This is a genomic window from Specibacter sp. AOP5-B1-6, assembly GCF_052376555.1.
In the GTDB taxonomy this organism is placed as follows: domain Bacteria; phylum Actinomycetota; class Actinomycetes; order Actinomycetales; family Micrococcaceae; genus Specibacter.
The window spans coordinates 39,270-64,777 of the sequence record NZ_JBQSVT010000003.1 but is presented as its reverse complement, the minus strand read 5'-3'; the positions used below and the strand labels follow the sequence as shown (position 1 = coordinate 64,777).

At 61.5% G+C, this 25,508-nt stretch carries 18 protein-coding genes; all 18 read left to right on the top strand.

The window, feature by feature from the left end:
• Nucleotides 1-250: 250 nt before the first annotated feature.
• Nucleotides 251-2,326, top strand: a complete 2,076-nt coding sequence (locus ACT3TS_RS02320) for a protein kinase domain-containing protein (protein ID WP_444529872.1) — start codon at nt 251-253, stop codon at nt 2,324-2,326.
• The gene (locus tag ACT3TS_RS02315; RefSeq protein WP_444529871.1) at nt 2,323-4,743 is read left to right on the top strand and encodes an ATP-binding cassette domain-containing protein; all 2,421 of its coding nucleotides are present in this window, start codon (nt 2,323-2,325) and stop codon (nt 4,741-4,743) included. The genes ACT3TS_RS02320 and ACT3TS_RS02315 overlap by 4 nt, the downstream gene beginning before the upstream one ends.
• A 278-nt stretch (nt 4,744-5,021) precedes the next feature.
• Nucleotides 5,022-6,857 carry a hypothetical protein gene (locus tag ACT3TS_RS02310; RefSeq protein WP_444529870.1) on the top strand — a complete coding sequence of 612 codons (1,836 nt, stop codon included), beginning with the start codon at nt 5,022-5,024 and terminating at the stop codon, nt 6,855-6,857.
• 33 nt (nt 6,858-6,890) lie between these two features.
• Complete coding sequence (locus ACT3TS_RS02305; protein WP_444529869.1) at nt 6,891-9,512, top strand: DUF7937 domain-containing protein; 2,622 nt, start codon at nt 6,891-6,893, stop codon at nt 9,510-9,512.
• A gap of 34 nt (nt 9,513-9,546) precedes the next feature.
• The gene (locus ACT3TS_RS02300) at nt 9,547-10,581 is read left to right on the top strand and encodes a GDSL-type esterase/lipase family protein (RefSeq protein WP_444529868.1); all 1,035 of its coding nucleotides are present in this window, start codon (nt 9,547-9,549) and stop codon (nt 10,579-10,581) included.
• 98 nt (nt 10,582-10,679) lie between these two features.
• Nucleotides 10,680-11,498 carry an ArsR/SmtB family transcription factor gene (locus tag ACT3TS_RS02295; RefSeq protein WP_444529867.1) on the top strand — a complete coding sequence of 273 codons (819 nt, stop codon included), beginning with the start codon at nt 10,680-10,682 and terminating at the stop codon, nt 11,496-11,498.
• A gap of 163 nt (nt 11,499-11,661) precedes the next feature.
• Complete coding sequence (gdhA, locus tag ACT3TS_RS02290; protein WP_444529866.1) at nt 11,662-13,002, top strand: NADP-specific glutamate dehydrogenase; 1,341 nt, start codon at nt 11,662-11,664, stop codon at nt 13,000-13,002.
• 258 nt (nt 13,003-13,260) lie between these two features.
• Nucleotides 13,261-14,079 (top strand): DeoR/GlpR family DNA-binding transcription regulator, encoded by an 819-nt coding sequence (locus tag ACT3TS_RS02285; RefSeq protein WP_444529865.1) that lies wholly within the window; start codon nt 13,261-13,263, stop codon nt 14,077-14,079.
• Complete coding sequence (locus ACT3TS_RS02280; RefSeq protein WP_444529864.1) at nt 14,076-15,578, top strand: rhamnulokinase; 1,503 nt, start codon at nt 14,076-14,078, stop codon at nt 15,576-15,578. Before ACT3TS_RS02285 ends, ACT3TS_RS02280 begins: the two co-directional genes overlap by 4 nt.
• Before the next feature lie 44 nt (nt 15,579-15,622).
• Entirely contained in the window at nt 15,623-16,657 is a 1,035-nt protein-coding gene (locus tag ACT3TS_RS02275; RefSeq protein ID WP_444529863.1) for an autoinducer 2 ABC transporter substrate-binding protein, read from the top strand.
• 136 nt (nt 16,658-16,793) lie between these two features.
• Entirely contained in the window at nt 16,794-18,341 is a 1,548-nt protein-coding gene (locus tag ACT3TS_RS02270; RefSeq protein WP_444529862.1) for a sugar ABC transporter ATP-binding protein, read from the top strand.
• A complete protein-coding gene (locus ACT3TS_RS02265; protein ID WP_444529861.1) occupies nt 18,342-19,376 on the top strand; it encodes an ABC transporter permease in 1,035 nt (344 codons plus the stop codon).
• Nucleotides 19,373-20,449 carry an ABC transporter permease gene (locus ACT3TS_RS02260; protein WP_444529860.1) on the top strand — a complete coding sequence of 359 codons (1,077 nt, stop codon included), beginning with the start codon at nt 19,373-19,375 and terminating at the stop codon, nt 20,447-20,449. Before ACT3TS_RS02265 ends, ACT3TS_RS02260 begins: the two co-directional genes overlap by 4 nt.
• Nucleotides 20,446-21,222, top strand: a complete 777-nt coding sequence (locus tag ACT3TS_RS02255) for a class II aldolase/adducin family protein (RefSeq protein WP_444529859.1) — start codon at nt 20,446-20,448, stop codon at nt 21,220-21,222. The genes ACT3TS_RS02260 and ACT3TS_RS02255 overlap by 4 nt, the downstream gene beginning before the upstream one ends.
• 3 nt (nt 21,223-21,225) lie before the next feature.
• The gene (locus tag ACT3TS_RS02250) at nt 21,226-22,650 is read left to right on the top strand and encodes an FGGY-family carbohydrate kinase (RefSeq protein WP_444529858.1); all 1,425 of its coding nucleotides are present in this window, start codon (nt 21,226-21,228) and stop codon (nt 22,648-22,650) included.
• A 65-nt stretch (nt 22,651-22,715) separates the two neighbouring features.
• On the top strand, nt 22,716-23,594 hold the full coding sequence (locus tag ACT3TS_RS02245; protein ID WP_444529857.1) for a sugar phosphate isomerase/epimerase family protein: 879 nt from the start codon (nt 22,716-22,718) through the stop codon (nt 23,592-23,594).
• Between the two features lie 53 nt (nt 23,595-23,647).
• The gene (locus ACT3TS_RS02240; RefSeq protein ID WP_444529856.1) at nt 23,648-24,253 is read left to right on the top strand and encodes a histidine phosphatase family protein; all 606 of its coding nucleotides are present in this window, start codon (nt 23,648-23,650) and stop codon (nt 24,251-24,253) included.
• Nucleotides 24,254-24,340: 87 nt separating this feature from the next.
• On the top strand, nt 24,341-25,507 hold the full coding sequence (gene rhaI / locus ACT3TS_RS02235) for an L-rhamnose isomerase (protein WP_444529855.1): 1,167 nt from the start codon (nt 24,341-24,343) through the stop codon (nt 25,505-25,507).
• Nucleotide 25,508: the final 1 nt, after the last annotated feature.

The window sequence follows — 25,508 nt, the reverse complement described above, 5'->3', positions numbered from 1 at the left end:
AAGCCGGGACGGTGAACCCATCTACGGATGAGTTACACGCGCCAATTTATCCCCCAAATGGTGTAAATATTGCGCGCGGCGGCAACAAAAGTGCTTCGGAGGCCTGCAGGGAGCTCCCAAACCCTTATGATAAGGAGGCTGAAGCATTCAGCGCCGCGGACATCCACACAGTGTTCGCTTCTTATTTTCTGCTGGCACAGCACCGGGGGCTCCATCATTCACCCCCGCCTGGCGTCGCAATGAATCCACCGTGGGGGAGTTCCTTTTGGGCCGGCAATTGGGTAGTAAGTATGTCCTTCAGGACAGCATTGGGCGCGGCGCCATGGGCGAAGTTTTCCGCGGCCATGACGATGTGGGCCATGAACTGGCCTTCAAGGTCCTGCATCCGGACATGGCCGGCGACCCGCAGATTGTTGCCCGTTTCGTCCAGGAACGCAGCATCCTGCTTTCCGTCAGCGGACCCAACTTGGTGCAGGTTGTCGACCTTGTCGTTGAGGGCCACACCCTTGCCATCGCCATGGAGCTGGTCTCCGGACAGGACCTGCGCGCCCACCTGAAGCGATTTGGGACGCTCGCCCCGGCCATGATCTGCCAGATCGGCGCAGGCATTGCCAGCGGTTTGGCGCTCATTCACGACGCCGGCATCGTGCACAGGGACATCAAGCCGGAAAACGTGCTGATCTCCAAGGACAATGGCGGCCTTGTCCCCAAGGTCACCGACTTTGGTGTTTCGTCCCTTGTGGACACGGAGCGGGCCCGCAGCACCATGCTGGTGGGAACGCCGCAGTACATTGCCCCGGAGGCAAGTGAAGGCGGTGCCATTACGGCGGCGTCGGACCTGTATGCGCTGGGAATTGTCCTGTACGAGCTGGCCTGCGGCGTCACCCCGTTCGCCGGCGGTTCGGTCATGGCCGTGCTGCGCAGGCATAGTGCCGCAAGTCCCGGCCGGCCGGCCGCGGTTCCGGACGAACTGTGGGATCTGATCAGCTGGCTGCTTGCCAAGAACCCCGCCCAACGTCCGCCCAACGCTCGCCAGGTGGCCACAATTTTGGAGGCCCTGGCCCCCTCGTTGAAGACTTACCCGCCCGCACCGAGGTTGACGACGCCTCCCGCCCCGGCGCCAAGTCTGGAAACCCAGGCCACCCAGGCCGTGAGTTTCCCCGTGGGGCTGCCCAATGGCGGGAATCTGCCCGACGGCAGCAGCCTGCCCGACGCGGCGACGTCAATGCAGCAATCGTCCCTGCAGCAGTCCCAGCAGAACAGCGGAAATTCGCACGGGACGGCAGGGACGGCGCAAAGCGTCTCCCTCCCGCCGGCCACATCCCCCACGATGACGGCACCCCACGAGCCGGCGCACCACGGGGCCGGGCAGTCAGCAGCGGCCGATACGGCATCCCGGCGCCCAAAAAAGTCGCGGAAGGGGCTGTGGATCGTCCTTGTCTCGGTCCTTGCCGTGATTTTGCTGGCCGGAGGTTCCCTCACCGTCCTGAACCTGCTGAGTAATAAGGGCGGCGACGTCATTGCTGACCCCGGAGCGCTGCCCACGCAGACGCAGTCGACAGCCTCGGAGGACCCCAGCGGCGAGCCCACCCCAAGCGATGACCCCACTCCGAGCGATGACCCCACCCCGAGCGACAACCCCATGCCCACCGACGGTTCCTGGCCAACCGGCGAGTACGACAGCCTGTACACGCCCGACTATGTGGGCAAGACGCTGGGCGCGGCACAACAGTCCTTGGCCGAGGTGCCCGGTGATCCCGTAACAGTGGACGTCGTGAACAAGTACGACGCCGACATCGCCGACGGCACCGTGCTGTCCCAGTACCCCGAGGCTGGACAGGTCATGGGCACCGACGTGGAGTTGACGGTTGCCCGCTCGGAGGTCATCGCCTACTTGGAGGACGAGTCGCCGGTTTCCGGGGACGCCGGCAGTTTCGGGGCAGCTAAAATTTCCGGCGAAACCTATGCCCACAGCATGGAAACTTCGGTTTGCGGCTACTCTTCATCCAATTCTGTTGAATACAACCTTGGCCGCAAATACGCATCCTTCTCCGCCACGGCGGGCATATCGGATGACTCGGCAGACAGCAGCGCCGTGGTCCTCCTCGAGGTGTTTGCCGACGGCCGCAAGGTCTCCACCCAGTCCGTCACCTACGGCAAGCCCTTCACCGTCACCGCCGACATGACCGACGCGCTGCGCATGAAGATTCAGTGGCAGGCCACCAGCTGCGCCGAGGACTCGTCCTCCGGGACCAACCTTGCCCTGGGCGAGGCCAAACTCCTTGGCCACCCCGGCAAGGCACCGACGGAGAGCGCGCTTCCGTGACGGCTGCCGGGTCCACCCTGGAGGTGACCGTGGGGTTGCGGTCGTGGACGCTGCATCCGGGGCAGCGGGTCCTCATTGGGCGCGGCGCCGACGCGCAGATTTTGGTCGCCGACCCCAAGGTCTCGCGCACCCACGCGTCCGTGCAGTTCGACGGCGGTTGGTGGATTCAGGACGAAAACAGCGCCGGAGGCCTCTGGTCCGGAGGGCGCAGGGTGCCGCGGCTCAGAATTGATGCCGGCACCCAGGTGCATTTGGGGAACCCGGACGACGGCGCCCCCGGACTTTCACTGTCCCCGCACCTTCCGGAACCCGGGGCAACCCTGCTGCCATCCGCCGTCGACAGTTCACAGCTGCCGGTCCACACCGGCCGGCAGCTCCCGCAGACGCGGCCCCTCCGGCCCGTTCCGCCAACACCCCAGGCACCACAAGCGCCGCAGGAGTTCAGCCTCAGCGTGGGCCGCGGTGTTGAAAACGACGTGGTCGTCCGGGATGTGCTGGCCTCCAGAAACCATGCGACGCTGCACTGGTCGGAGGGCAGGCTGTCCATCGAGGACCGGGGCAGCCTGAACGGCACCTTTGCCAACGGGATGCGGCTGCAGGGCAGGGTGCCTGTCTCCATTGGCGACCGGGTCACCGTGGGCAACTCGGACTTTGAGATTACTCTTGCGGGGGGCTTGATCAACCTCAAACAGGTCAAGGATGAGGAGGGCCTGCGGCTGGAAGGCGTCGGGTTCACCGTCCGCGACGGGCGCAGGCCCAAGGCCCTGCTGCACGACATTGAGTTTGAGGCCGGGCACGGGCAGCTGCTGGCCGTCATCGGCCCCTCAGGCGCGGGCAAGTCAACGCTGATGGGCGTGTTGACAGGCGCCAAACGCCCGTCCGCGGGGTCGGTGCGGTTTGACCACCAGGACATTGTGAACAACTATGCCGCCCTGCGCACACGGATTGGTTTTGTGCCCCAGGATGACATCCTGCACAAATCCCTGACGATCCGGGCGGCCCTGGAATATGCCGCACGGCTGCGGCTTCCTGCCGACACGAGCCGCGCCGAACGCCGGGAGCAGGTCGACAGGGTGCTGGGCCAGCTTGATTTGCACGAGCAGGCCGGCACGAAAGTCAGCAAGCTGTCCGGCGGGCAGCGCAAGCGTGCTTCGGTGGCCATGGAACTGCTGACGGAACCCGCACTGCTGATTTTGGATGAACCCACCTCCGGACTCGATCCGGCCATGGACAAACAAGTCATGGACACGCTGCGGCTGCTGGCCAATGCCGGGCGTGTGGTGGTTGTCGTCACGCACAATGTGGCGAACCTGGACGTTTGCGACCGCGTGGTGCTGCTGGCCAAGGGCGGTCTCCCGGCCTACCTGGGCGCCCCGGAAGCCATTTTGGGGTATTTCCAGGCTCCGAACTGGGCCGGCGTGTTCAAGCAGGCCTCCGAATTTCCCGAGCAGCTGTATGCCAGGTTCCGTGAAAATGTGCCGCGGCTGGCAAGAAGGGCGGGCCCGGCGACGCGGCCCGCCGAAGCCAGTGGACCGGTTTCAGCCGGGCCGGCTGCTGGCGGTGGCCCGGCTGCGACCGGTGGTCCGTCTGTGGGCGCAAGCTCCAGCGGGCGCCAATTCCGGGCCGTCATGGCCCGGCAGCTGAGCCTCCTGTGGGCTGACAAAGGCTATTTCGCCTTCCTCAGCCTGCTGCCGCTGGTCTTGGGCGTTCTTGCTTTGGTCGTGCCGGGAACCAGGGGCTTTGGCGTGCCGGACCAGAAAGACCTGGGCGAGCCAAGCCAGCTGTTGGTCGTGCTGGTTTTTGGCGCGGCGTTCATGGGCATGGCACTTTCGGCCAAGGACCTGGTGACCGAACGGGAGATCTTCCGGCGGGAAAAGGCCGTGGGCCTGCGTCCGGCACCGTATTTGTTTGCCAAGGCTCTGGTCTTCACCGGCATTTGCCTGGTGCAGTCCCTGGTCATGACAGCCATCGTCCTCTGGGGCAAGCCGGCCCCCGACAACCAGCTTTTGCCGGGGCTGCCGGGGACCGAGATCTTTATCGCCATTGCTTTGACAGCCTGCGTCTGTGCCTTTCTTGGGCTGGGAATGTCGGCCTGGGTGCGTTCAGCAGACCAGGTCATGCCGCTGTTGGTAGTCACGGCCATGGCCCAGTTGGTCCTGTCCGGCGGGCTGATCCCCGTCACGGGCCGTCTGGGGCTTGAACAAATTTCCTGGTTGTCACCCACCCGTTGGGGGTTTGCCTTGGGCGCCCAATCCATTGACTTGAAGTCACTGGTCCCGTCGTCCGAGGACGACTGGTTCTGGACGCATTCATTCCAACAGGCAGGCATTGCAGCCGCGGTGCTTGTAATATTGGGGGTCATTTATCTGGCTGCGGCGTGGATTCGGCTGGTGAAATTGCCGGCCAACACGGAATAACGTTTTAAAGCACGGTTGGCTGCTGCCAGCCGTGCTCTGTGAGTTGCATGTTTAGTTAATGAAAATTTGGGGGAAATCCTATGTCAGATCAAGGCACCAGTTATCAACCGGCCAGCGGTGGGCCAGGGCTTCCGCCGCCGCCTCCGCCGCCACCCTCACAGGGGGCGGCATTTGGGGCAGGTCAGGGTTTCCCGGGAGGAACTCCGGCGCCAGCTGCTGCAAAGGGATGGCGGCCCTCAAAGAAGCTTGTCATCATTGCCTCCGCGATCATTCTGGTTGTGGTGATTGGGCTTGTGGGGCTGTTCATTGTCAAAGACATCATGCGCGGAGGCGAGAAATCGCCGGAAGCAGCCGGGGAAAAATTGATCGAATCGGTCAACAACAAGGACATTGTTGGGCTCGTCACCAACATTTCCCCGCACGAACGTAACGCCGTGATGCGGTTGCAATCCGCTGTGACCGACAAGTTCAAGGAATTCGGCCTTGCCGAAGCGCTGAAGAAAATCTCTCCGGAGGCTGCCGAAGCCACCGATGCCGGGGAATTCTCCTTGGACGGCGTTGAGATCACCGTGTCGGGCGCAACCCCCACCGTGACGGAGCTTTCGGAGGGGTTTGCGCAGGTGCGTTTTTCCTCCGGCGAAGTGCGCACGGTGATCGATCCAGGCAAGACAAAGGGTGCACTGCGTGCTGCCCTGGACTCGGCCGACCAGGACGAAATTATTGAAAATGATTTCCTCGTCGCTGACCTTGGCCCGAACCAGAACGGTCTGTCGTTGATCTCGGCCAAAACCGATGGACGTTGGTACCTGAGCCCGATGCTCAGCGCGCTGGAATATGGAAACACCTGGGTCGAGGAAAATAACGGACCATCCTCCAGAGGGCAGCTTCCTGACAAGTTCCCGGCGGGCAGCGACTCGCCCGATGCGGCAGCCAGTACAGCTGTTGGCAACACAATTGCAGCGCTCAAGTCCGCGGATCCAAGCAAGATGGCACCGTCACTGGTCAAGCACGAAGCAGCGGCGATTTATCTGTATGCCCATTTGTGGGAGGCATCGGGTGCTGGCGAGGACGACTTCAAGGTTTCGCTGGGAGATTCCAGCTTTACCAAGGGCCCGCAGGACGGCGACCGGGCGCTGGCGTTCGTGCAGAATCTTTCCTTGAACCTTGACGGTGACAAGGTTTCCCTGACGGACTCCTGCGTTTCTGATCCATCCGGAGAGAAAATGTGCCTCAACGGTTCGGGGTATGCCATGGATTATGGAACTCCGAGTCCGAACCCGATGTCCATGTTCACCGTCGACGGGAAGTTCGGACTGACAACCGTCAAGGAAGACGGCAAATGGAAGGTCAGCGTGCTTGACACTGCCACCGACATGGCGATTTCCTGGATGAACTCCATCACCAAGGAACAGGCCCTGGCGTTGCTGCGGGTGGAACGGGCCGATGCACCAAGCGGTGAGCTGACGCTGGGCAAGACCGAGGACATTGCCTTCAATTCGGCAGGTTATGCCGTGCGCACCTTGGAAGTGGACAAGGCCCAAAATGTGACTCTTGACGGTGGCGACGCTGATATCTCAACGACGGTTTACAAATCAGACTTGACGACCGAGGTGGATTCGAAGTCTGCTTCAGAGGATCGTTATTTTGAACTGGAACCGGGCAGCTACACGGTGGTGCTGCACGCACGCAACGGATGGCAGGAAAAGTTTGAGACCGAAGGCAACAAGATCAAGTTCTCCGTACCCGTGGAAGCCACAAGTTATGTAGCGGCACCGAAAATTGATGGTTACGAGGGCCAGTATGAGGGATCGTTGTCATTGAGCAATGACGGCAAGGAAACCCTCGAGCTGGTGGTTCCCAAGGGCACCACCCAGAAATTGGTCATGTCGGGTGTGAAAAGCAATTCGTTTACCGATTACGTAGTTGTGGTGGATGGAAAAGAACAAGTCATCCCAGTAGGGGAGGACGCCGAACATGTCATCGACATTCCTGCCGACGACGAGTCTGTGACCCTGACCGTCGAAGTGGGCAAGCAGACAGACAACAACGTGGCGAAGCCGTTGGCCCACAGCGGTTCAATTGCTTGGTTTGACCTGGAATTTGTGAATAAGTAAGTGGCCAAGCGGTCGCACATTAGGAGCTATTAAATGACGCACCCTACACCGGAACAGCCCGGCCCAATTGGCAACACTGGGGGAGTGCCGGGCGCGCCCGCCCAGAATTTCCCCGCCCAAAACCCCTACCCGGGCCAGGCGCCCGGCCAGACACCAGCCCAAATGCCCCATCAGGGGTACCCGGCCGGCGCGCCGCAGCAGGGACAGCCGTACCCCGCCCAGCCCCAGTCGGCCCAGCAGCCTTACCCGGGCCAGCCCCAGTCGGCTCAGCAGCCTCAGGCCCAGCAGCCGGGAATGCCCGGTCAGGCCCCTGGTGTGCGGGGTAAGAGCCCGTTCTCTGCGATCACTGCGCGTGACTACGTCATGGATGCGATTGCGCTGACACTGCTGATCATTTCGCTGTTCCTGCCTTGGCGCGCCTCGTTCTCCAGTTCCATGGACGTCTCAACCCTTGCCGCCAGCCGCATCGATGTACTGCTTGTAACGATTCTCAGCATGCTGTCCTTGGGCTTGACCTATGTGTGGCGCTCAGGCGCTTTTGGCCCGAGCTGGAACTACAAGAAGATGCAGGACGTGCGGTTGCTGGCCAACGCCCCGTACGTCGTTGTCGTTGTGGTGTATCTGGTGCTGGAACTCGTGAGCCCCCGGGCTTTGGGATCCGCGGTGGCTTTCGGCCTGGCGGGTGCGCTGCTTGCTGCGACTCCCCGCCAGTCGGAACTTGGTGATCCCCAGCTGGACACTGCCCGCGACAAGCGCTGGCTCCAGGCGCTGTTGGGCCTGGCCGGGATCGCTTCCCTGACAGTGTTGATTCAAATTGTCAGGCACCTGGTCGACTTCGCGAACGCCACGTCCGAGGCTGGCGGTCTTGGCTCTTACTACCTGAGCCCTTTGTACCCGGTATCCTCGATTATTCTTGGACTTCTCACGCCTGCTCTGCTCATTGTGGTTGCGTTGAAGGTCGCCCAGAAGAGCCAAACGTGGCGGTTGGTGGGCATCGGCATTGGTGCCGCCGGCCTGCTGCTGGGCTTCATCGCGATGGCGGAATCCTCGCGCGTTGCCGCCAGCTTCTACGGCGCGAGCACCGGGTTCACCGTGGTGTTCTGGATGGCTTTTGGTGCGGTCGCCGCGGCTCCGTCATTGGGCCGGCTCGTCGTTGAAAAGCCTGCCCTGCAGAAGTGGCAGTCCGTGTCCAAGACGGCACTGTTGCTGGCACTGGCTGGTTCCGCCGCCGTGGCACTGGTTGCCGTGGTGAACCTGATTCGCGTGCTGACCGCAGGCTCGGCTATGTCCTACTATGCCCGGGAGACCCCCGTGGTGTGGGTGCTGTCGCTGATCTTTGCGGCCGTGGCCATCGCCGGATACTTCGTGGCAGGCGCTGCGATGAAGAATGGCACACGCCAGGGCCAGCAGCTTGCAACCGCTTATGCAGGACTGTTGTTTGTCCTGTTCCTTGTGCTCGTCATTGTTGGTGCCAACACCTCCGCCTGGGGGCTCATGGGCCTGGCCGTCGTCCTGGCGTTCGTGCTGCCCATCGCCATCGCCGTCATCCTGTGGTCGCCGAAGGCCATGCGTGAGCACTTTGGCACGCTGGCTGCCACCGGAACCGCCAACACCGGATTTAGTTTCGACGGCGTATACCCGGCTCAGGCGGCCCCGCAGCAGCAGGCGGCCGGCCAGTCAGCACCCAATCAGCAGCAGGCGCCGGGTCAGCAGGCGCCTGCTGCGACGTACAACCCGGCCGTGTTCCAGCCGGCGCAGGCGTCTCAGGGCGTGGATGCGTCGTCAACTGTCGCCCCGGCACTTGCCGCTCAGGCGGCGGCACCCGCTGCTGAGCCGGTAACGGCTGCGCAGGCGCTGGCGGAAGCGTCGAACCCGGCGACGTCCCCGGCGCGGCTGTATGAACTGGCCGTGTCGCACCCCAACACTCATGCCGCCATTGCCGCCAACCCGTCGGTTTACCCGGGCCTGAGCGATTGGTTGGCGACGCAGGGAACCTCGGCGACCGCCGTCGAACCTGCATCGGTTGATCCTGCCGCAGCCGAGCCTGCAGCAGTCAAGACCGAGACTGCGGCCGAAGCTGAAGCTGAAGCTGAAGCTAAGCCTGAGGCTGAGGCCAGTGCGCTGACCAATGTGGTGCGCCGGGATCCTGACGCCGGGGTCCCTGACGACGGGGTCGCGGAGCTGCTTGCCGAGGCCGCCAACCCGGCCACGGCGCCCATCCGCCTGCAGGAATTGGCCGTTCAACAACCGGAGACCCATGCTGCGTTGGCGGCAAACCCGTCAACGTACCAGGGGCTCAGGGACTGGCTGGCATTGCAGCCGACGGCCGCCCAGAATCAGGCACACGTCGCCGATGAGGTGCCGGCTGGTGAGACGGTCGTCGTGAACCGGTCACTGCCGTCCGTGGAGTCACCGGTGGAGTCGCCAGCCGATTCTCCGGCGGAATCACCTGTGGAACCGTTGGTGGCAGCCGATCCGCTGGTGGCGGAGGCGGCAGATCCCGCCACGGCACCGGCACGGTTGCATGAACTGGCCGCCGCCTATCCGCAGGTGCATGCAGCCATCGCCGGGAACCCCGCGGCGTACCCGCAGCTGCTTGACTGGCTGGCGGGCGTCAACGGTCCCGGCGTCGCCGAGGCATTGCGGAAGCGATGACACAGCGATAGCGACAACGATGACGAGATTGCGCATGGCAGGTGTGTTGCTGCTGTGCGCAATCTTCGTTTTAACTGCTGCCGGCGACGTTCGCATGGTCGGCAAGAGCGGGCCAGGCGGGTCCGCGGCTTCAGTGGACACGTTCAATGACGCCGCTGCCGGCTCGGATGCTGCCGGCGCCGAGTTGCCGGTGAGCCCGGATTCCAGGGCTGAAGTGGCTGACTCGGCGGCGCTGGCAGCCTGGGGCTTGGACGAGGGTGCCGTGTTGGCGTTGGCCGGGGACTCCATTGCGTCGGGGGAGGGTGGGCGCAACTATCTGGCGGGCACCGACCGTCCGGAGGACCGTTGCCATCGCAGCGCCAACGGGCTTGGCCTTTCTCTGTTCGGGCGGGCAAATGTGGTCAACGTTGCCTGCTCCAGATCCATGATTGCGGATTTCCGTGACGCCCCGGCGGAGACCAGTTGGACCCGAAACCCACCGGACGCGCAACTGGCGCAATTGCGCGCCGCAGATCCCGACGTAGCCCTGGTCATCGTGGGTGCAAACGACATTGGGTTCCCACACTTATTGGATCGGTGTGTTTTGGATCAGCCGGACTGCTCCCTCGATGAAGCACTGGCGGCGGGCACCCAAGACCGCATTGCGTCCCTGGGTGCGGCACTAGAGGGGCTGTATCGGGATGTGCGCGGGGCGGTCGACGGGCAGATTTGGATCCCCGCCTATCCGAACCTGCTCAATGGAACGGGCGATTGCGGACGGATCACCGAGTCCGAGAGGGTTTTTGGCGGGTCTGTCGTTGCCGCACTCAACGACCAGATCCAGCAGGCCGTTGAGCGGGTCAATGGCGAACTTGCGGCGCAGGACCGGCTCACCTTCATTGCCGGCACCGCGACGGCGCTGGACAAACACGGCGTATGCTCGCCGGATCCGTGGGTGCATTCGGTCGGCACGACCGGCCTGCTGGAGGCTGCCGGCAACCAGTCCCGGGCGCAAGAACTGCTGCACCCGACCGCCGTCGGATATTCATCGTTGACCCGGGTACTGGCGGAACACCGTGCGGGGCAGTAGCCCGCCAGTCCGCCCCTGCGGCGGTCGGGGTCTTCCCGTCCAGCGTTCTGCGGAACCGTCAAGATGCTGTTACAGACATATATCGTTAGGGTAGTGGAATGGTTGCAGAAAAAGTCTTTGCGGTAATTGCCGAAAGCACCCGTCGGGACATCTTGGAAGCACTGGCCCAGGAGAGCAAGGCCGTGGGCCAGTTGGTGGATGAACTTGGGGTTTCGCAGCCAACGGTGTCCAAGCACCTGCGTGTTTTGCGCGAGGCCGGAGTGGTGACCATGCGCGCCCAGGGCCAGAAACGTTTTTATGGCATCAACACCGAGCCGCTTGCGCTCGTGTCCACATGGCTGGATTCGCTCGGCGCCGGCATCACTGCGGCATCGGTTTCTGCATCCGCGCCGCAGCCTGCCCCGGGTCGTGCGGCGGCTGGCGCCGGCACGCCGGGCCGGTTGGCTGTGGTGACATCTGTGCCCACAGCCGCCCCCGCTGCTGCCGGGCCGGCTCCCTCGGCCAGTCCCGTTGCGGTTGTAGCTGCCGCGGCCGTGGCCAGGGAAGCAGCAGTGGCGAAGGCGGCGACGGGCCGACAGACCGAAAATTTACAAGCGGGCTCCAGTGCTGCGAACCACCCCGATTCGCGTGCCGCCGCCGAAGGGACAGCTGGGATGGCAGCTGCACAGGCCGCCGCTGGGCGAGTGGCAGGCAATGGCGCCGCTGCAATGCCAGACAAATCCCGGGGGGCCACTGAGGTCGCCGTAGTTCCTTCGCTTGCCGTATCGAGGCAGGCGGGAGCGGTGGTGCAGTCGCACGAAGGCGACGGCGGCGTGCAGGGGCAAATCAGCCGCAGTGTGGGCCGTGCCGCCAACAAGGCAGCCGATTTGTTGGCGAACCTTCCGGCACTGCCTGCATTCAGGCGTCGAAAAGACTGAGAATTTTCGCGCATCTCATGGTTGCTCGACGATAATATGCAAGACCCTGCATGTCATATCGACCCGTGAGAATAATTAGTCTAAGCCGTGGGTCGACTGGAAAATTGCCAGTGAGCATATTTATGCGCCGTGCTGCGGCGCCTCAACCTTTTCAGGAGACTCATTGGATACCAGGCTTGAAGCCATCCGGGAGCAGGTTTTAGCCCGCAATCCCGGGGAAAAAGAATTTCACCAGGCAGTGTTGGAAGTTTTTGAAAGTCTCGGCCCGGTTCTGGATAAACATCCAGAATTTGTTGACGCCGCCGTCCTGCAGCGCCTGTGTGAGCCGGAGCGCCAGATCATTTTCCGCGTGCCGTGGATGGACGATGCCGGGCGCGTGCAGATCAACCGTGGCTTCCGTGTTGAGTTCAACTCCGCGCTTGGCCCGTACAAGGGCGGACTGCGCTTCCACCCCTCGGTCTACCTGGGCATTGTGAAGTTCCTCGGCTTCGAACAGATCTTCAAGAACGCACTGACGGGCATGCCCATCGGCGGCGGCAAGGGCGGCGCTGACTTTGACCCGCGCGGCAAGTCCGACGGCGAAGTCATGCGTTTCTGCCAGAGCTTCATGACCGAGCTCTACCGCCACATCGGCGAATACACCGACGTCCCCGCAGGCGACATTGGAGTTGGCGGCCGTGAGATCGGCTACCTGTTCGGTCAGTACAAGCGCATCACCAACCGCTACGAATCAGGCGTTCTCACGGGCAAGGGCATCGGTTGGGGCGGCTCCCTGGTGCGTCCCGAAGCCACGGGCTATGGCACCGTCATGTTCACCCAGGAAATGCTCAAGACCCGCGGCCAGTCGCTCGATGGACAGCGCGTGGTGATTTCCGGCTCCGGCAACGTTGCCACCTTCGCCATCGAAAAGGCACAGCAGCTTGGCGCCAAGGTTGTGGCCTGCTCCGATTCCTCCGGCTACATCGTGGACGAGAACGGCATTGACGTGCCGCTGCTGCGCCAGATCAAGGAAAAGGAGCGCGGCCGCCTCAAGGAATACGCCGTCCGCCGTGGCGCCTCGGTCAGCTATGTTGACGGCGGCTCCGTGTGGGACGTCAACGCCGCAGTGGCGCTGCCGTGTGCGACGCAGAATGAAGTCAACACCGAGGCGGCAACCCGCATGGTGAAGAACGGTCTCGTGGCGGTCGCCGAGGGCGCCAACATGCCCTCCACCAGCGGTGCCATCGCCGTGTTCCAGGAAGCAGGCATCCTGTTCGCGCCGGGCAAGGCGGCCAACGCCGGCGGCGTTGCCACCTCTGCGCTGGAAATGCAGCAGAACGCCAGCCGCGACGCGTGGACGTTCGAGCATACCGAGGAGCGCCTGCACCAGATCATGATCGGCATCCACGACCGCTGTGCCGAGACTGCCGACACCTATGGCTCACCGGGCAACTACGTCGTGGGCGCCAACATCGCCGGCTTCGTCAAGGTCGCCGACGCCATGCTGGCTCAGGGCCTTATCTAGGCTCCACGCCTTTAGCCGGTCCGCAGCAGTGGTCGAAAAACGTGATTTCACGGCGTTTTTCGGCCACCGCTGCGGGCCGGTTCTCTATTTAAGAAGCGGTGCTAAGTTCCACCGGCTGAATATTAACAACTCATTGAACAACGAAACGAAAGTGAAACGCTTCCGTTCAATTCATTTTCATTGCGTTTAAGCAACCAAGCTGCCAGCATGAGTCCACTGGGTGAGGTAACTCACATTTCTTGAGTGGGCGGGGGCGACATGACGAAGAACGCGGGAGAAGCTGCCCGGGAACATGACATCCTCGTGTCCCTTGCCGCCACCGGCCAGGTGACGATCAAGGATTTGGCTGCACGCCACGGCGTTTCTGACGTGACAATCCGCAAAGATCTCGACGCCCTTGCCCGGCGCTCCCTCGTTCGTCGCATTCGTGGCGGGGCGGTCGCCCTGGACAGTGTGGATGAAGGCGCGTTCAGCCTCCGGTTGCGGCTTGAACGTGAAACCAAGGTTGCCTTGGCACTCGCTGCGGCTCCGCTGGTCCGCGACGGTGACACCCTTGCATTCGATTCATCAACGACGTGCTACTTTCTGGCCCAGCAAATTCTCAACCGCCGCAACCTTGTAGTCATCACCAACGGCATGCGAACTGCCACGCTGTTCATGGAGCAGTCCAATGCCATGGTGCTCATGCCAGGCGGCGCGCTGCGTCGCTCTTCAGGGTCCATGGTTGGACAGTTTGCCGACGTTCTGGAGGGACGTGGCCGGATCGGGAAGGGCTTCTTTGGGGTCAAGAGCTTGTCCCCCGAGCTTGGTCTGCTGGAGCTCTCGTCGGAGGAAGCAGAAGCAAAACGTTATCTGGCCTCCGCATGCGACCAGGTGTACGGACTGTTCAGCTCAACAAAAATTGGTCAGCTCGGCCTGCATTCCTTCGCCCCAGTCAACTCGGTCACGGCGCTCTACACTGACGACAGGGCGTCCGCAAGCTTCGCGGCCGGTTGGCAGTCTCACGGTGTTGAGGTCAATCTGGCATCACAGCAGGACGGCTGGCGTTCGCCGAGCGCCGACGGGAGTCCGCTTTGAAGGCCGCGGTGGTCGCCGCCGTCGATCTGGGTGCTGAAAGCGGCAGGGTGGCGTCCGTCGCCTTTGACGGGAAAGCAATGGCCTTGGACGTGGCCCACAGGTTCACCAATGCACCCCGCCCCGTTGCAGGTATTCTTCGCTGGGACTTCCAACGCCTCAGCGCCGAGGTGTTGCGGGGCCTGATGCTGGTAGGGGCCGCCAATCAAGAGGTGCGTTCAGTGGGCGCCGATGCATGGGGCTTGGACTACGGACTTCTCGATGGGGGCGGCACCCTGATCCAGGACCCCAGTTGCTATCGGGACCAGCGAAACGTGGTGCAGTTTGCCAAAGCGCTGAAAACGGTCGGTGCACAGCGCATGTACTCGGCGACGGGCACTCAACTCAACGAGATCAATTCGGTGTTTTCGCTCATGGACGACGCCGAAAACCACCCACAGTGTCTGCAGGCAGCTTCCAAGCTGCTGATGATGCCGGATGTTTTCCATCATCTGCTCAGCGGCAGCACCGTCACTGAGTTCAGCGCCGCATCGACATCCGGCCTCTTCGACATGGCGAAGCGGCATTGGGCGTGGGACTTCTTGGACGAGCTGGGACTTCCAAGCCAGATGTTCCCTGAAGTGGTCGCTGCTGGCACGGATGTTGGGCCGTTGCGTGCACAGTACCGGACCTTGGGATTGTCAGGCACCCGCGTCATCCTGCCACCGGGACATGACACGGCCAGCGCAGTTGTGGCCGTTCCGTTCCAGAACCATGACGAAGCGTTCATTTCCTCGGGCACCTGGTCCCTTGTCGGCGTTGTCCGTGCCACACCGCTGATCACTGATGCGACGAGGCGGGCAAACCTGACCAACGAGGGAGGTTATGAGGGCGATATCCGCCTCCTCAACAATGTGATGGGACTTTGGCTGATCCAATGCTGCAGACGGCAGTGGATTTCCGAAGGACATTCGGTGGACTACGCGGATTTGGTGGAGTCAGCGAAGCACGAACCAGCGCTGGTTTCGGTGATTAACCCCAACGCCGTGGAATTCCTGGCGCCCGGAGACACCCCCAATAGAATTCGTGACTACTGCCGCAGAAACGGCATTGCGGTGCCTGTGGGCATACCCGCGATGACACGGTGCATCATCGATTCGCTGGCACTGAGCTACCGCCACAGTCTCATGGAAATCGAGACAGCCACAGGCAACTCGTTGAGCACGATTCATGTTGTTGGCGGCGGAGTCAACAACACGGTGCTCCAGCAAGCCACTGCTGATGCAACGGGGCTGACGGTTCGATGCGGCTCCACAGAGGCCACAGCCTTGGGCAATGCAGGAACACAGCTGGTCGCCCTCGGTGAACTTTCTGGACTGGAAGATATTCGCGCAGCAGTTAAAAACAGTGTGGTGGAGAAGATCTACGAACCCCGAAGCGACGCCCGCTGGGCCGATGCGGCAGGGAACTTCACCAAACTCGTGCACCGCGACATGGCACGCAGGGGCATTCCCACAAGCTAAACACCAAGCCGACAACGCAGTCGAACAACAATAAGGAGAAATACGTGTACAAGAAATCCAAGCTCACCACGATGGCAGCATTGGCGCTCGCCGGCATGTTGGCCATGAGTGGATGCACAAGCAAAAACGATGCCCCGGCTCCCGGAGCCGGCGACTCTGCCAGCGCCAAGATCAAGGTGGCATTCGTTCCCAAGCTTGCCGGCATCCCGTACTTCGAAGCCATGAACGCAGGTGGCAAGGCCGCCGCTGCCGACATGGGCAATGTTGAATGGCTGTACCAGGGCCCCACCACAGCGGATGCTGCTGCCCAGGCGGACATCGCCCGTTCATTCATCCAACAAAAAGTGGACTCCTTGATTGTTGCACCCAACGATCCCGACTCGATGGCACCGCTGCTGAAGGAAGCGGAGACTGCCGGCATCAAGGTTGGCACCTCAGACACTGACGCACCCAATTCAGTGCGGCAGGTGTTCGTCAACCAGGCATCGGAGGAGGGCATCGGCGAAGCATTGACAGACGCGATCATGGAGCCCATGGGCGGTGCAGGAAAGTACGCGATTGTCTCTTGTGGTGAAACCGCTGAGAACCTTAACGCGTGGATTGCCGTGCAGAAGGCTTACGCGGCAAAGAAGTACCCCGAGGCAGAGCTTGTGTCAGTTGTTTACGCCGGTGAAGACCAGGCGAAGGCCACGTCAATGGCAACTGATTTGATGAACGCCAACCCAGACCTGACGGGCCTCGTTGGTGAGTGCACCTCATCGGCCCCTGGTGTCGCCCAGGCAGTCAAAGACGCTGGAAAGATCGGCAAAGTTTTCACTGTCGGGCTCGGAACCCCCATGTCGATGGCACCTTACCTGAAGGAGGGCTCCTCATCGGCGTCCATCCTGTGGGACGTCAAGGCATTGGGCTACCTGACGGCGTGGGCCGGAGTCCAGCTGGCTGAAGGCAAACCGTTCGCAGCCACCAACAATGTTGGCCCCGGACTTGATGCAGTCACCTATGACGAGGCAACCAAGACACTGCTCCTGGGGCCGGCGCTGAAGATCACCCCGACGAATGTGGACAACTACGACTACTAGTCCCCGCAACGTGCCCAAGGTTGGCAAGCAAGCCAACAGGGGGTGCCAGCGGCACGTGGGACCAGTTTGACGCCGCATCCGACCGTCTGCCGGGGTGTGAACCCCGGCAGACGGTACTTCTTAGAGGAATGACACTGTGGACACTCAGAAGAATTTATCCGGTGACGACCGGCCGCTGCGCCTGAAAATGACCGGCATAGTAAAGAGCTATGGCGCGATTCGTGCCATCAAGAACGCCGACCTCGCGATCAAGTCCGGCACCGTGCACGCAATCATCGGTGAAAATGGTGCCGGCAAATCGACGCTCATCAAGATCCTTTCCGGAGCAGAGTCCGCGGACGCAGGAACTGTGGAGTTCGACGGCGAATTGGTCACCGTCGAATCAACCAACGCCGCGATCAATCTGGGTATCCAGACTGTCTACCAGGAACCGCAGCTCTTTCCGGAGCTGACAGTTGCTGAAAACATCTTCATGGGCAGGGAAATTAAGAAGGCCGGAAGAATTTTCTGGGCTGCGCAGATGAAGCGCGTTGAAGAGCTCTTGACGCTGCTTCAACTGCCGCTTGCCTACGCTTCAACGCCCATTGCCGAACTTTCCATTGCCGAGCAGCAACAAGTGTCCATTGCCAAGGCGCTGGTCAACGAGGCCAAGATCCTCATTCTCGATGAACCGTCCGCCATTTTGACCGACTCGGAAATCGAAGTCCTTTTCACAGTCATCAGGCGTCTCGCTGCCGAGGGTGTAAGCATCATCTACATTTCCCACCGCCTGGATGAATTGGCCCACATCGCCGATGAAGTCACAGTCATGCGTGACGGTGCAACTATCCAGACCGGGGTCATCGGCGACTATTCAGTGCGCCAAATGGCAGAGCTGATGGTGGGCGGGATCCTCAATGACAGTCGCAGTGAGCGGGTGATCCCCGTCGGTGAACCCAAACTAAAAGTTCGGGACCTGGCGCACGGAAGCAAGTTCAGGGACGTCAACTTGTCCATCAGAACCGGTGAAATAGTGGGATTGTACGGACTGGTCGGGTCAGGATCGGCCGACATTGCCTCAACGCTTTACGGCATTGAGACCCCGAGCGCAGGTGAAATCTACCTCGACGGACGGCGGATCAAGCCCAAAACACCCTCCGATGCCCAGAAACTGGGCATTGCCCTGCTGCCTGCCAACCGCAAGGTGCAAGGCATGTTCGCTTTTCAATCGATTGCCTTCAATATTTCTGCCGGCAACTTGGGTCACTTTACAAAAGCCGGGGTCTTGATGGACCGGAAGGCTGAAAAGACCACCGCCCTGGACCTGATCAAACGGCTGGCAGTGAAGACGCCCAATGAAGCCATGCCCATCGCATCGATGTCCGGCGGAAACGCACAAAAAGTGGTCTTGGCCAGGCTGCTTGTAAACCGTCCGGAAGTCTTGGTTCTTTCAGAACCGACACAAGGCGTTGACGTGGGTGCCAAAGAAGAAATTCATCGCATCATTATTGCCCTGGCAGAACAAGGCACCGCGGTCCTGATTGTCACCTCAGACCTGGCCGAGGTTTTGCGGTTGGCGGACAGGACCATAGTGGTCCGTGGTGGAACCACCACAGTTGAGTTTGGGCCAGACGCATCCCAAGTTGATCTCTTGTCTGCTGCAGCGGGCCAGACCACGGACCCCACCCAGGAGGGAGAAAAGTAAATGAACGCCAGCATCAAGCTGCCAAGCCCGCGGCGCGGGCAGCTCGCAGAAAGACAGGGCGGAAAGACGGCCCGAATACTGCCTCTGCCCATAACAGGACAGGAACTGGTCCTGGTGGCGGTGCTCATCGTCCTTTGGGCCGTTTTGGGCATGACGACAAAGTCGTTCCTGACTCCCGGGTCCATTCAACCCCTGCTGGCTTCCGTGGCACCCATCGCGCTGGTTGGCGTGGGCATGACGTTTGTCATCATCACAGGGGGCATCGACATTTCGGTTGCGGCCATGCTTATGGTGTGTGCGGTCGTCACCTCAAAAATGCTGGTGGCAACCGGGATGCCCCTGATACCGGCGCTGCTAATCTCCATGATCATCGGCGGGCTGCTTGGCTGCGTCAACGGATTCCTGATCTCCATTGGCCGGGTCCACCCAATCATCATCACTTTCGGCACGGCCAACTTGTTTCAGTTCCTCGGGCTGCGTATCTTTGGCTCACAAACCGTCAACGGGATCCCGTCCACGTTTGAATTTTTTGGCCGCGGAGAGGCCGGGCGAACATTGGGGGTTCCCCATTCCTTCTTGATCACAGCAATTGTGGCTTTGGCTGCATGGTGGTATTTGCGGCACACTTCAGGCGGGCGCCACCTGTTCGCCATTGGTGGTGATTCAAGTGCCGCACGTCTGGCCGGGGTCAGGGTGCAGCGGCGCACCATCCTCACCTACGTGATTACCGGCCTGCTGGTTGGTGTTGCGGCGTGCTTCACCATGTCCCTGGGAACCTCCACACTTGACCAAAGTGTGGGAACCGGCAGTGAGCTGGCCGTCATCGCGGCCGTCGTCATTGGCGGCACGTCAATCATGGGAGGCCGCGGCTCGGTTGTGGGCACGGTTCTGGGTGCCATTTTGGTGCAAACAGTCACCTCCGGCGTCACACAGCTTGGCTGGCCCACACAGCTGGCCAATCTTTTCGTCGGAATTTTCATCATCATTGCCGTCGGCACTGACTTGGTTCGGCAACGGGCACGGAGGAAGTCATGAGCGTCTCAACCATGTCCCCCAACGCTGTGCAGCATGAGACTGCACTCAGCAGAGCAATCAGGATAATTGCCACGCAGCGAACTCTGCTCCTGGCCGTGCTGCTGGTTATTGCCGTAGGCACCATGTTCACGCTCGACGCCGCCGGGACACTCAACGGCAGCTACGATTCCGACTATATGGCGGCAGCTCTGATCAACGCCGTGCCGCTTGTCCTGCTGGGTATCGCCGAACTCTTTGTGATCCTGAGCGGACGCGGCGGAATTGACCTGTCCGTGGGCGCCATCGTTTCCCTGACGGGGATGATCTTCGGCCTGGCCTACGGAGTCTGGGGCTGGCCGTTGTGGGTGGCTGTGATTGCCGCGGTTCTGTTTGGTGCCTTGTGCGGTGCCATCAACGGTTTTCTGGTTGCCTATCTTGGCTTCCCTGCGTTGATTGCCACCCTGGCCACCTTTTATGCCTTCAAGTCGTTGGCGCTTGTTGTCAACAACCAGCGACCAATCAGCACACCGCCCATTCAAGACTTCTACTCCAGCGCACAATCCGTGGAGATCCCCTTGATTGGGCATAATTTGCCCAATGTCCCGTTGGGGGTTTTTACCTACCTCATCCCCGTGGCTTTGGTGGCCTGGTTCCTGCTAAACAGGACAACGTTTGGACGCCGTCAATTCGCCATTGGAACCAATGACGTCGCAGCCCGGTGGTCGGGCATCGATGTCAGGCGAAGCCGAATGGGTGCGTACGTGATCGCAGGCGTCATTTCAGGATTGGTTGCAGTTGTCACAGTGGCCCAATTTGCCTCCGCCCGCCCCGACGCCGGAGTGTCCGGCAACGGCATGGCCCTGCCTGCCATCACCATCGCAGTGCTCGGTGGCGTTGCAATTACGGGCGGCATTGGCCGCATCTCAGGAATTGTTGTTGCGACACTGTTGATCGTCTGGCTCAATGCTGGGCTGCTGCTGATCTTCACCGGCAACCTGGGGTCCCAGGTGCAGCTGGCCGCACTGGGCACGATCCTGATCCTGGCAGCCTTGTTGAATGGGCTCACTTCCAGAAAATACGGAGGAACAAAATGAGTGTTTTATGGGACCCGGCACTGGTGTCGGCCGACCTCGTGGACCTTACTCGTGCGATGGGGGAACCAAACCGGGATTTGGCCATACTGGCGGAAGGAAACACTTCTGAACTAATGGCGGATGGCAGGTTGGTGGTGAAAACTTCGGGCTCCAACATGCAGCGTGCCACGGCCGAGGACTTTGTGTCGGTTGAGGTTCATCCGCTGCTTCAGTTGATGCTGGACCCGGAATCCACCCAGATGGACCTGTCAACCGTCCTGGACGCCGGTGAACATGCAGGCAAGCGCCGCCGGGCCTCCATCGAGACACTGATTCATGTGGCAGTGCAAGCGATTTTCCCCGTGCGTTTCATCGGGCATTCACACCCCACCGATGTTGTGGCGTTGATGGCAAGCATCCATGCTGAAACCGCCTATGACCATGCCGCATATTCAGATGAGGCGGTCGTTATCGGGCAACCCCTCTATGTGCCGTACGCCCAGCCGGGAATGGCCCTGGGCAGATTGTTTTATGAGGTCCTGCGCAAGCATGCGCAAAGCGGCCGGGAACTTCCCAGCCTGATCACCTTGGGAAACCACGGGATAGTTGCCCTCGCAGATACTGCCGACGCCGTGGAGGGAATTTCGGCCATGGCTGTGAAGAGTGCCAGAGTTCGGCTGGGAGCCTATGCGGCAGGCGGAGTTCAGCATATTCCGGACGATTCCGTGGCCAGCTTCTTCGCCCGTGAAGACGTGGTGGAACGCCGTGGCCGTCTTGCTGGCCGGGTGGACTAGAAAATGCGCTCCGAGTCCATTGTCCTGGGCATTGACCTGGCCACGGCCAATGCCCGTGTCCTGGCCGTCGGCGTGGAGACGGGGCAGATAATTGCCCAGACCGATGCTCCGCTGGCACTTCCAGTGCGTGCAGCCAATGCGGGCAGGGGGCAACAGGCCAATTACGCCGAGGTGGTTTTTGCACTGATCAAATCCGTGACAGCGGTATTGGGGGCGCAGAGCCGGAATATCCGGGCACTGTGCACCACCGGAACCTCCGGAACGATTGTTCCGTGCAACAGCCTTGGAGTCCCCTCCGGGGACGCGTTGATGTACGACGACCAGCGCGCGGCCGCCGAGAACCGCGAGATTTCGGCCCAGCTGCCCAAGGGCCCCTATGCCGCACTGGCCCGCGCCTTGTGGCTGGAGCGCAATGCTCCCGCCGAAAAGTATGTGCACACCCCGGATGTAGTCCACGCCGCACTGGCCGGGGCTCTCATAGCCAGTGACACCTCCCATGCGCTGAAGTCGGCCATCGACGTGGAGAACGGAGACTGGGACCTTGACCTGCTGGCACGGTTGTCGCTGCCCGTGGAAAAGATGGGCGTGCTGGTGCATCCGGGCTCCGTCATAGGTGCGGTGTCCGACAGCGTGGGGCAGCATTTGGGCCTGCCAGCCGGGGTTGGCATCATAGCGGGCATGACTGACGGCTGCACCGCCCAAATCGGTGCTGGTGCAGTGCAGGAGGGCGATATTGTTGGCGTCCTGGGCACCACACTCGTGCTGAAGTCGGTGGCGGCCCAAAATGTTTGTTCGGCTGATTTTGTTGTCTACTCCCACAAGGGACCCAACGGGAACTATTGGCCCGGGGGCGCCTCCAACGTCGGGGCCGGGGCACTGGGCAGCCGGTTTGGCACCTCGCCGGCGGCGATTCTTGCCGGGAACCAGATGGCACAACGCCACGGTCCGGCATCCGGTGTCTGCTATCCACTGACTGGGCTGGGGGAAAGGTTTCCGTTCAAATCGACAACGGCGAAGTTTTTTGCCACCGGAGGCGACGGCAGCGATGCAGACAACTACCGGGCCGTCATGGAGGGTGTTGCCTTCGTTGAACGGCTCAGCGTGGAGCGCCTCGAAACAATGGGTGTGGTCCCCAAACGCTTCCTGGCCACCGGTGGCGGCAGCTCAAGCAGTGTATGGAACACGATCAGGGCAACAACGTTGGGCCGGTCAATCCACCGGCCGCGAGCACACAACAGTGCATTCGGTGCCGCCATGATCGCCGCTGCCACTGTCACAGCGGAGACGTTGGCACAGATCAGCACCCGCATCGTGTCGATCGAGGCAACCTTTGAACCTGACGGTCGGCAAACAGCTGCCCTGGAAGAAAACTACCAACGATTCCTCGCGGAGCTCAGAAACCGTGGATATCTGCCTGGCAGCGGTTGAACAGCCAAGACTGGACAGCCCAGCGTTGAACAATAATTCCGCCCGTATGTGAAGTTTGGAGAATAATGAACACTTTTGGTTGTCATTCGCTTGTCTGGTCAGGGACCTGGACTGAAAGCACCGCTAGGCACGCCATTGAGAGCTCAGCCAAGGCCGGCTACGGACTGGTGGAAATTGCCGCCATCAACCCGGCCGACATTGACATCGACATGACCCGCCGGGTGCTGGAGGAGTACGGTATGCAGTCAGCCGTTTCGCTGGGGCTTGGCGCGGACACTGGTGTTTCCAGCGAAGACCCTGAGGCGGTGCGCAAAGGACGTGGACTGTTGTCGGACGCCTTGAACATTGTTCGAGGCACCGGCGGCACGATGCTCTGCGGCGTCATTTATTCAAAGCTGGGAAAATACGATGCGCCGGCAACGGAACGGGGACTGGAGAATTCCCGCGAGACCATGGCCTGGCTGGCCGACAAAGCAGCCGAATCCGGGATCAGCTTGGGCATTGAGTTTGCCAACCGCTATGAGACCAATGTAGTCAACACCACCGGGCAGACCCTGGACTTCATTGACTCCATTGGCCGGGACAACGTCTATGCACACCTTGATTCGTACCATATGAACATTGAGGAACGGTCATTTGCGGAGGCGATCCGGCTGGCGGCGGCTGCCGGGAAACTCGGTTACGTCCACGTCGGTGAATCCCATCGGGGCGCCTTGGGGACGGGGAGCATCAATTGGGCGGAGTTCTTCGGTGCGCTCGCTGAAGTCAAATACGACGGCGTCATCACCTTTGAGTCTTTTTCCTCCAAGGTGGTGCATGAGTCCTTGTCCAACTCACTGGCCATATGGCGAAACTTGTGGGTGGACAACGTGGAGCTCGCCACCTCAGCCATTGAATTCATGCGCAAGGGCCTCGAGCAGGCCCGGGCCGGGGCAGGCAGCTAGCCTTCCAGCCGCCGTGCCCGAACAACTCGTCACCGGCAAGGAGATGCAGATAAATGACAGTTTTCTATTTGGCCCGCCATGGGGAAACGCTTTGGCATGCCGAGAACCGCTACGCAGGGAGCACTGATGTGTCGATGACTCCGCTCGGCAACGAGCAGTCGGAACGGCTGGGCCGGTGGGCGGCAAGGAACAGGCCCGACGCGGTGTACAGCTCGGACCTGTCCCGCGCCATTGCCACGGCGCAGCCTGCCGTGGCGGGCCTGGGGATCGAGCTGGTGGTTGACGCACGATTGCGCGAAGTTGATTTTGGCCGTGCAGAAGGGCTCACTCGTTCCGAAATGGCACATGCGTTCCCCGGGGAACTGGCGGCGTTTATGGCCAACCCGGGAACGTCGCCGCTGCCGGGAGGGGAAGCCGGGAGCTCCGCTGCTGCCCGCGCCCTGGAGGCGTTGGAGGAAATCGCCGGAGCCCGTCCGGACGGCGCAGTCCTCGTTGTCATGCACACCACGCTGATGAGGCTGCTGCTGTGCCACGTGATGGGGATCCCCCTGGACAGGTACAGGACGGTCTTCCCTGAGGTGATCAATGCTGCTATCACGGAAGTCCGTTTTGACGGCAGGGAGTGGGCACTGGCGAAGTTCAATTCGCCGTCGGAATGAACCAGGCAGGTCCGCTGCACTGGAAGAAGTCTTTAGCCGGGAAAACCGGCTGGCAGCCGCCGGCCACAACTGAGAAGGAATGAACACATGACTGACATGGCAACGATGCTGGGCCGGCTCGAAGAGCTGGCCATTGAGGTCCCCTCGTGGGCCTATGGCAACTCCGGTACGCGCTTCAAGGTTTTTGGCACGCCGGGGACCCCCCGCACCGTTGAGGAGAAGATCGCCGATGCGGCGCAGGTGCACAAACTTACGGGTCTGGCACACCTCGTTGCGCTGCATATCCCGTGGGACAAGGTCGACGACTACGACGCCCTCAACGCCTACGCCGCCGACCACGGTGTTGGTCTGGGCACCGTCAACTCAAACACCTTCCAGGACGACATCTACAAGTTCGGTTCCCTGACCCACGTGGACGCGGCTGTCCGCCGGCAGGCGATTGACCACCACTTTGAGTGCATCGACGTCATGGACGCCACCGGGTCCCGCGACCTGAAGATCTGGCTCGCCGACGGCACCAACTACCCCGGCCAGGGGGACATTCGCGGCCGCCAGGATCGCCTCGCCGAGTCGCTCCAGGAGATCTACGCCCGCCTCGGCGACAACCAGCGCATGGTCCTGGAATACAAGTTCTTCGAGCCGGCTTTTTACCACATGGACGTCCCCGACTGGGGCACCTCCTACGCCCAGACCGTCGCCCTCGGCGAGAAGGCGTTGGTCTGCCTCGACACCGGCCACCACGCGCCGGGCACCAACATTGAGTTCATCGTGGCGCAGCTGCTGCGGCTGGGCAAGTTGGGTTCCTTCGACTTCAACTCGCGCTTCTACGCGGATGATGACCTGATCGTGGGCGCGGCTGACCCGTACCAGCTCTTCCGCATCATGTACGAGGTCATCCGCGGCGACGGTCTCGGCACCGATTCCGGCGTGGCCTTCATGCTTGACCAGTGCCACAACCTCGAGGAAAAGATTCCCGGGCAGATACGCTCCGTGCTGAACGTGCAAGAAATGACGGCCCGTGCGCTCCTCGTGGACCGCGCAGCCCTCGCCGAAGCGCAGAACGCCGGCGACGTCCTCGGCGCGAACGACATCTACTCCAACGCCTTCTACACCGACGTCCGCCCGGTCCTCGCGGAATGGCGCGAATCCCGTGGCCTGCCCGCGGACCCGATGGCCGCCTTTGCCGCCAGCGGATACCAACAAAAAATCAATTCCGAGCGCGTGGGTGGCACCCAGGCCGGATGGGGAGCATAAC

Coding starts and splice junctions, on each gene's coding strand:
- ACT3TS_RS02305 (WP_444529869.1), top strand. CDS start 6,891: ATGACGCACCCTACACCGGAACAGCCCGGCCCAATTGGCAACACTGGG.
- ACT3TS_RS02300 (WP_444529868.1), top strand. CDS start 9,547: ATGGCAGGTGTGTTGCTGCTGTGCGCAATCTTCGTTTTAACTGCTGCC.
- ACT3TS_RS02295 (WP_444529867.1), top strand. CDS start 10,680: ATGGTTGCAGAAAAAGTCTTTGCGGTAATTGCCGAAAGCACCCGTCGG.
- ACT3TS_RS02285 (WP_444529865.1), top strand. CDS start 13,261: ATGACGAAGAACGCGGGAGAAGCTGCCCGGGAACATGACATCCTCGTG.
- ACT3TS_RS02265 (WP_444529861.1), top strand. CDS start 18,342: ATGAACGCCAGCATCAAGCTGCCAAGCCCGCGGCGCGGGCAGCTCGCA.
- ACT3TS_RS02260 (WP_444529860.1), top strand. CDS start 19,373: ATGAGCGTCTCAACCATGTCCCCCAACGCTGTGCAGCATGAGACTGCA.
- ACT3TS_RS02255 (WP_444529859.1), top strand. CDS start 20,446: ATGAGTGTTTTATGGGACCCGGCACTGGTGTCGGCCGACCTCGTGGAC.
- ACT3TS_RS02250 (WP_444529858.1), top strand. CDS start 21,226: ATGCGCTCCGAGTCCATTGTCCTGGGCATTGACCTGGCCACGGCCAAT.
- ACT3TS_RS02245 (WP_444529857.1), top strand. CDS start 22,716: ATGAACACTTTTGGTTGTCATTCGCTTGTCTGGTCAGGGACCTGGACT.
- ACT3TS_RS02240 (WP_444529856.1), top strand. CDS start 23,648: ATGACAGTTTTCTATTTGGCCCGCCATGGGGAAACGCTTTGGCATGCC.
- rhaI (WP_444529855.1), top strand. CDS start 24,341: ATGACTGACATGGCAACGATGCTGGGCCGGCTCGAAGAGCTGGCCATT.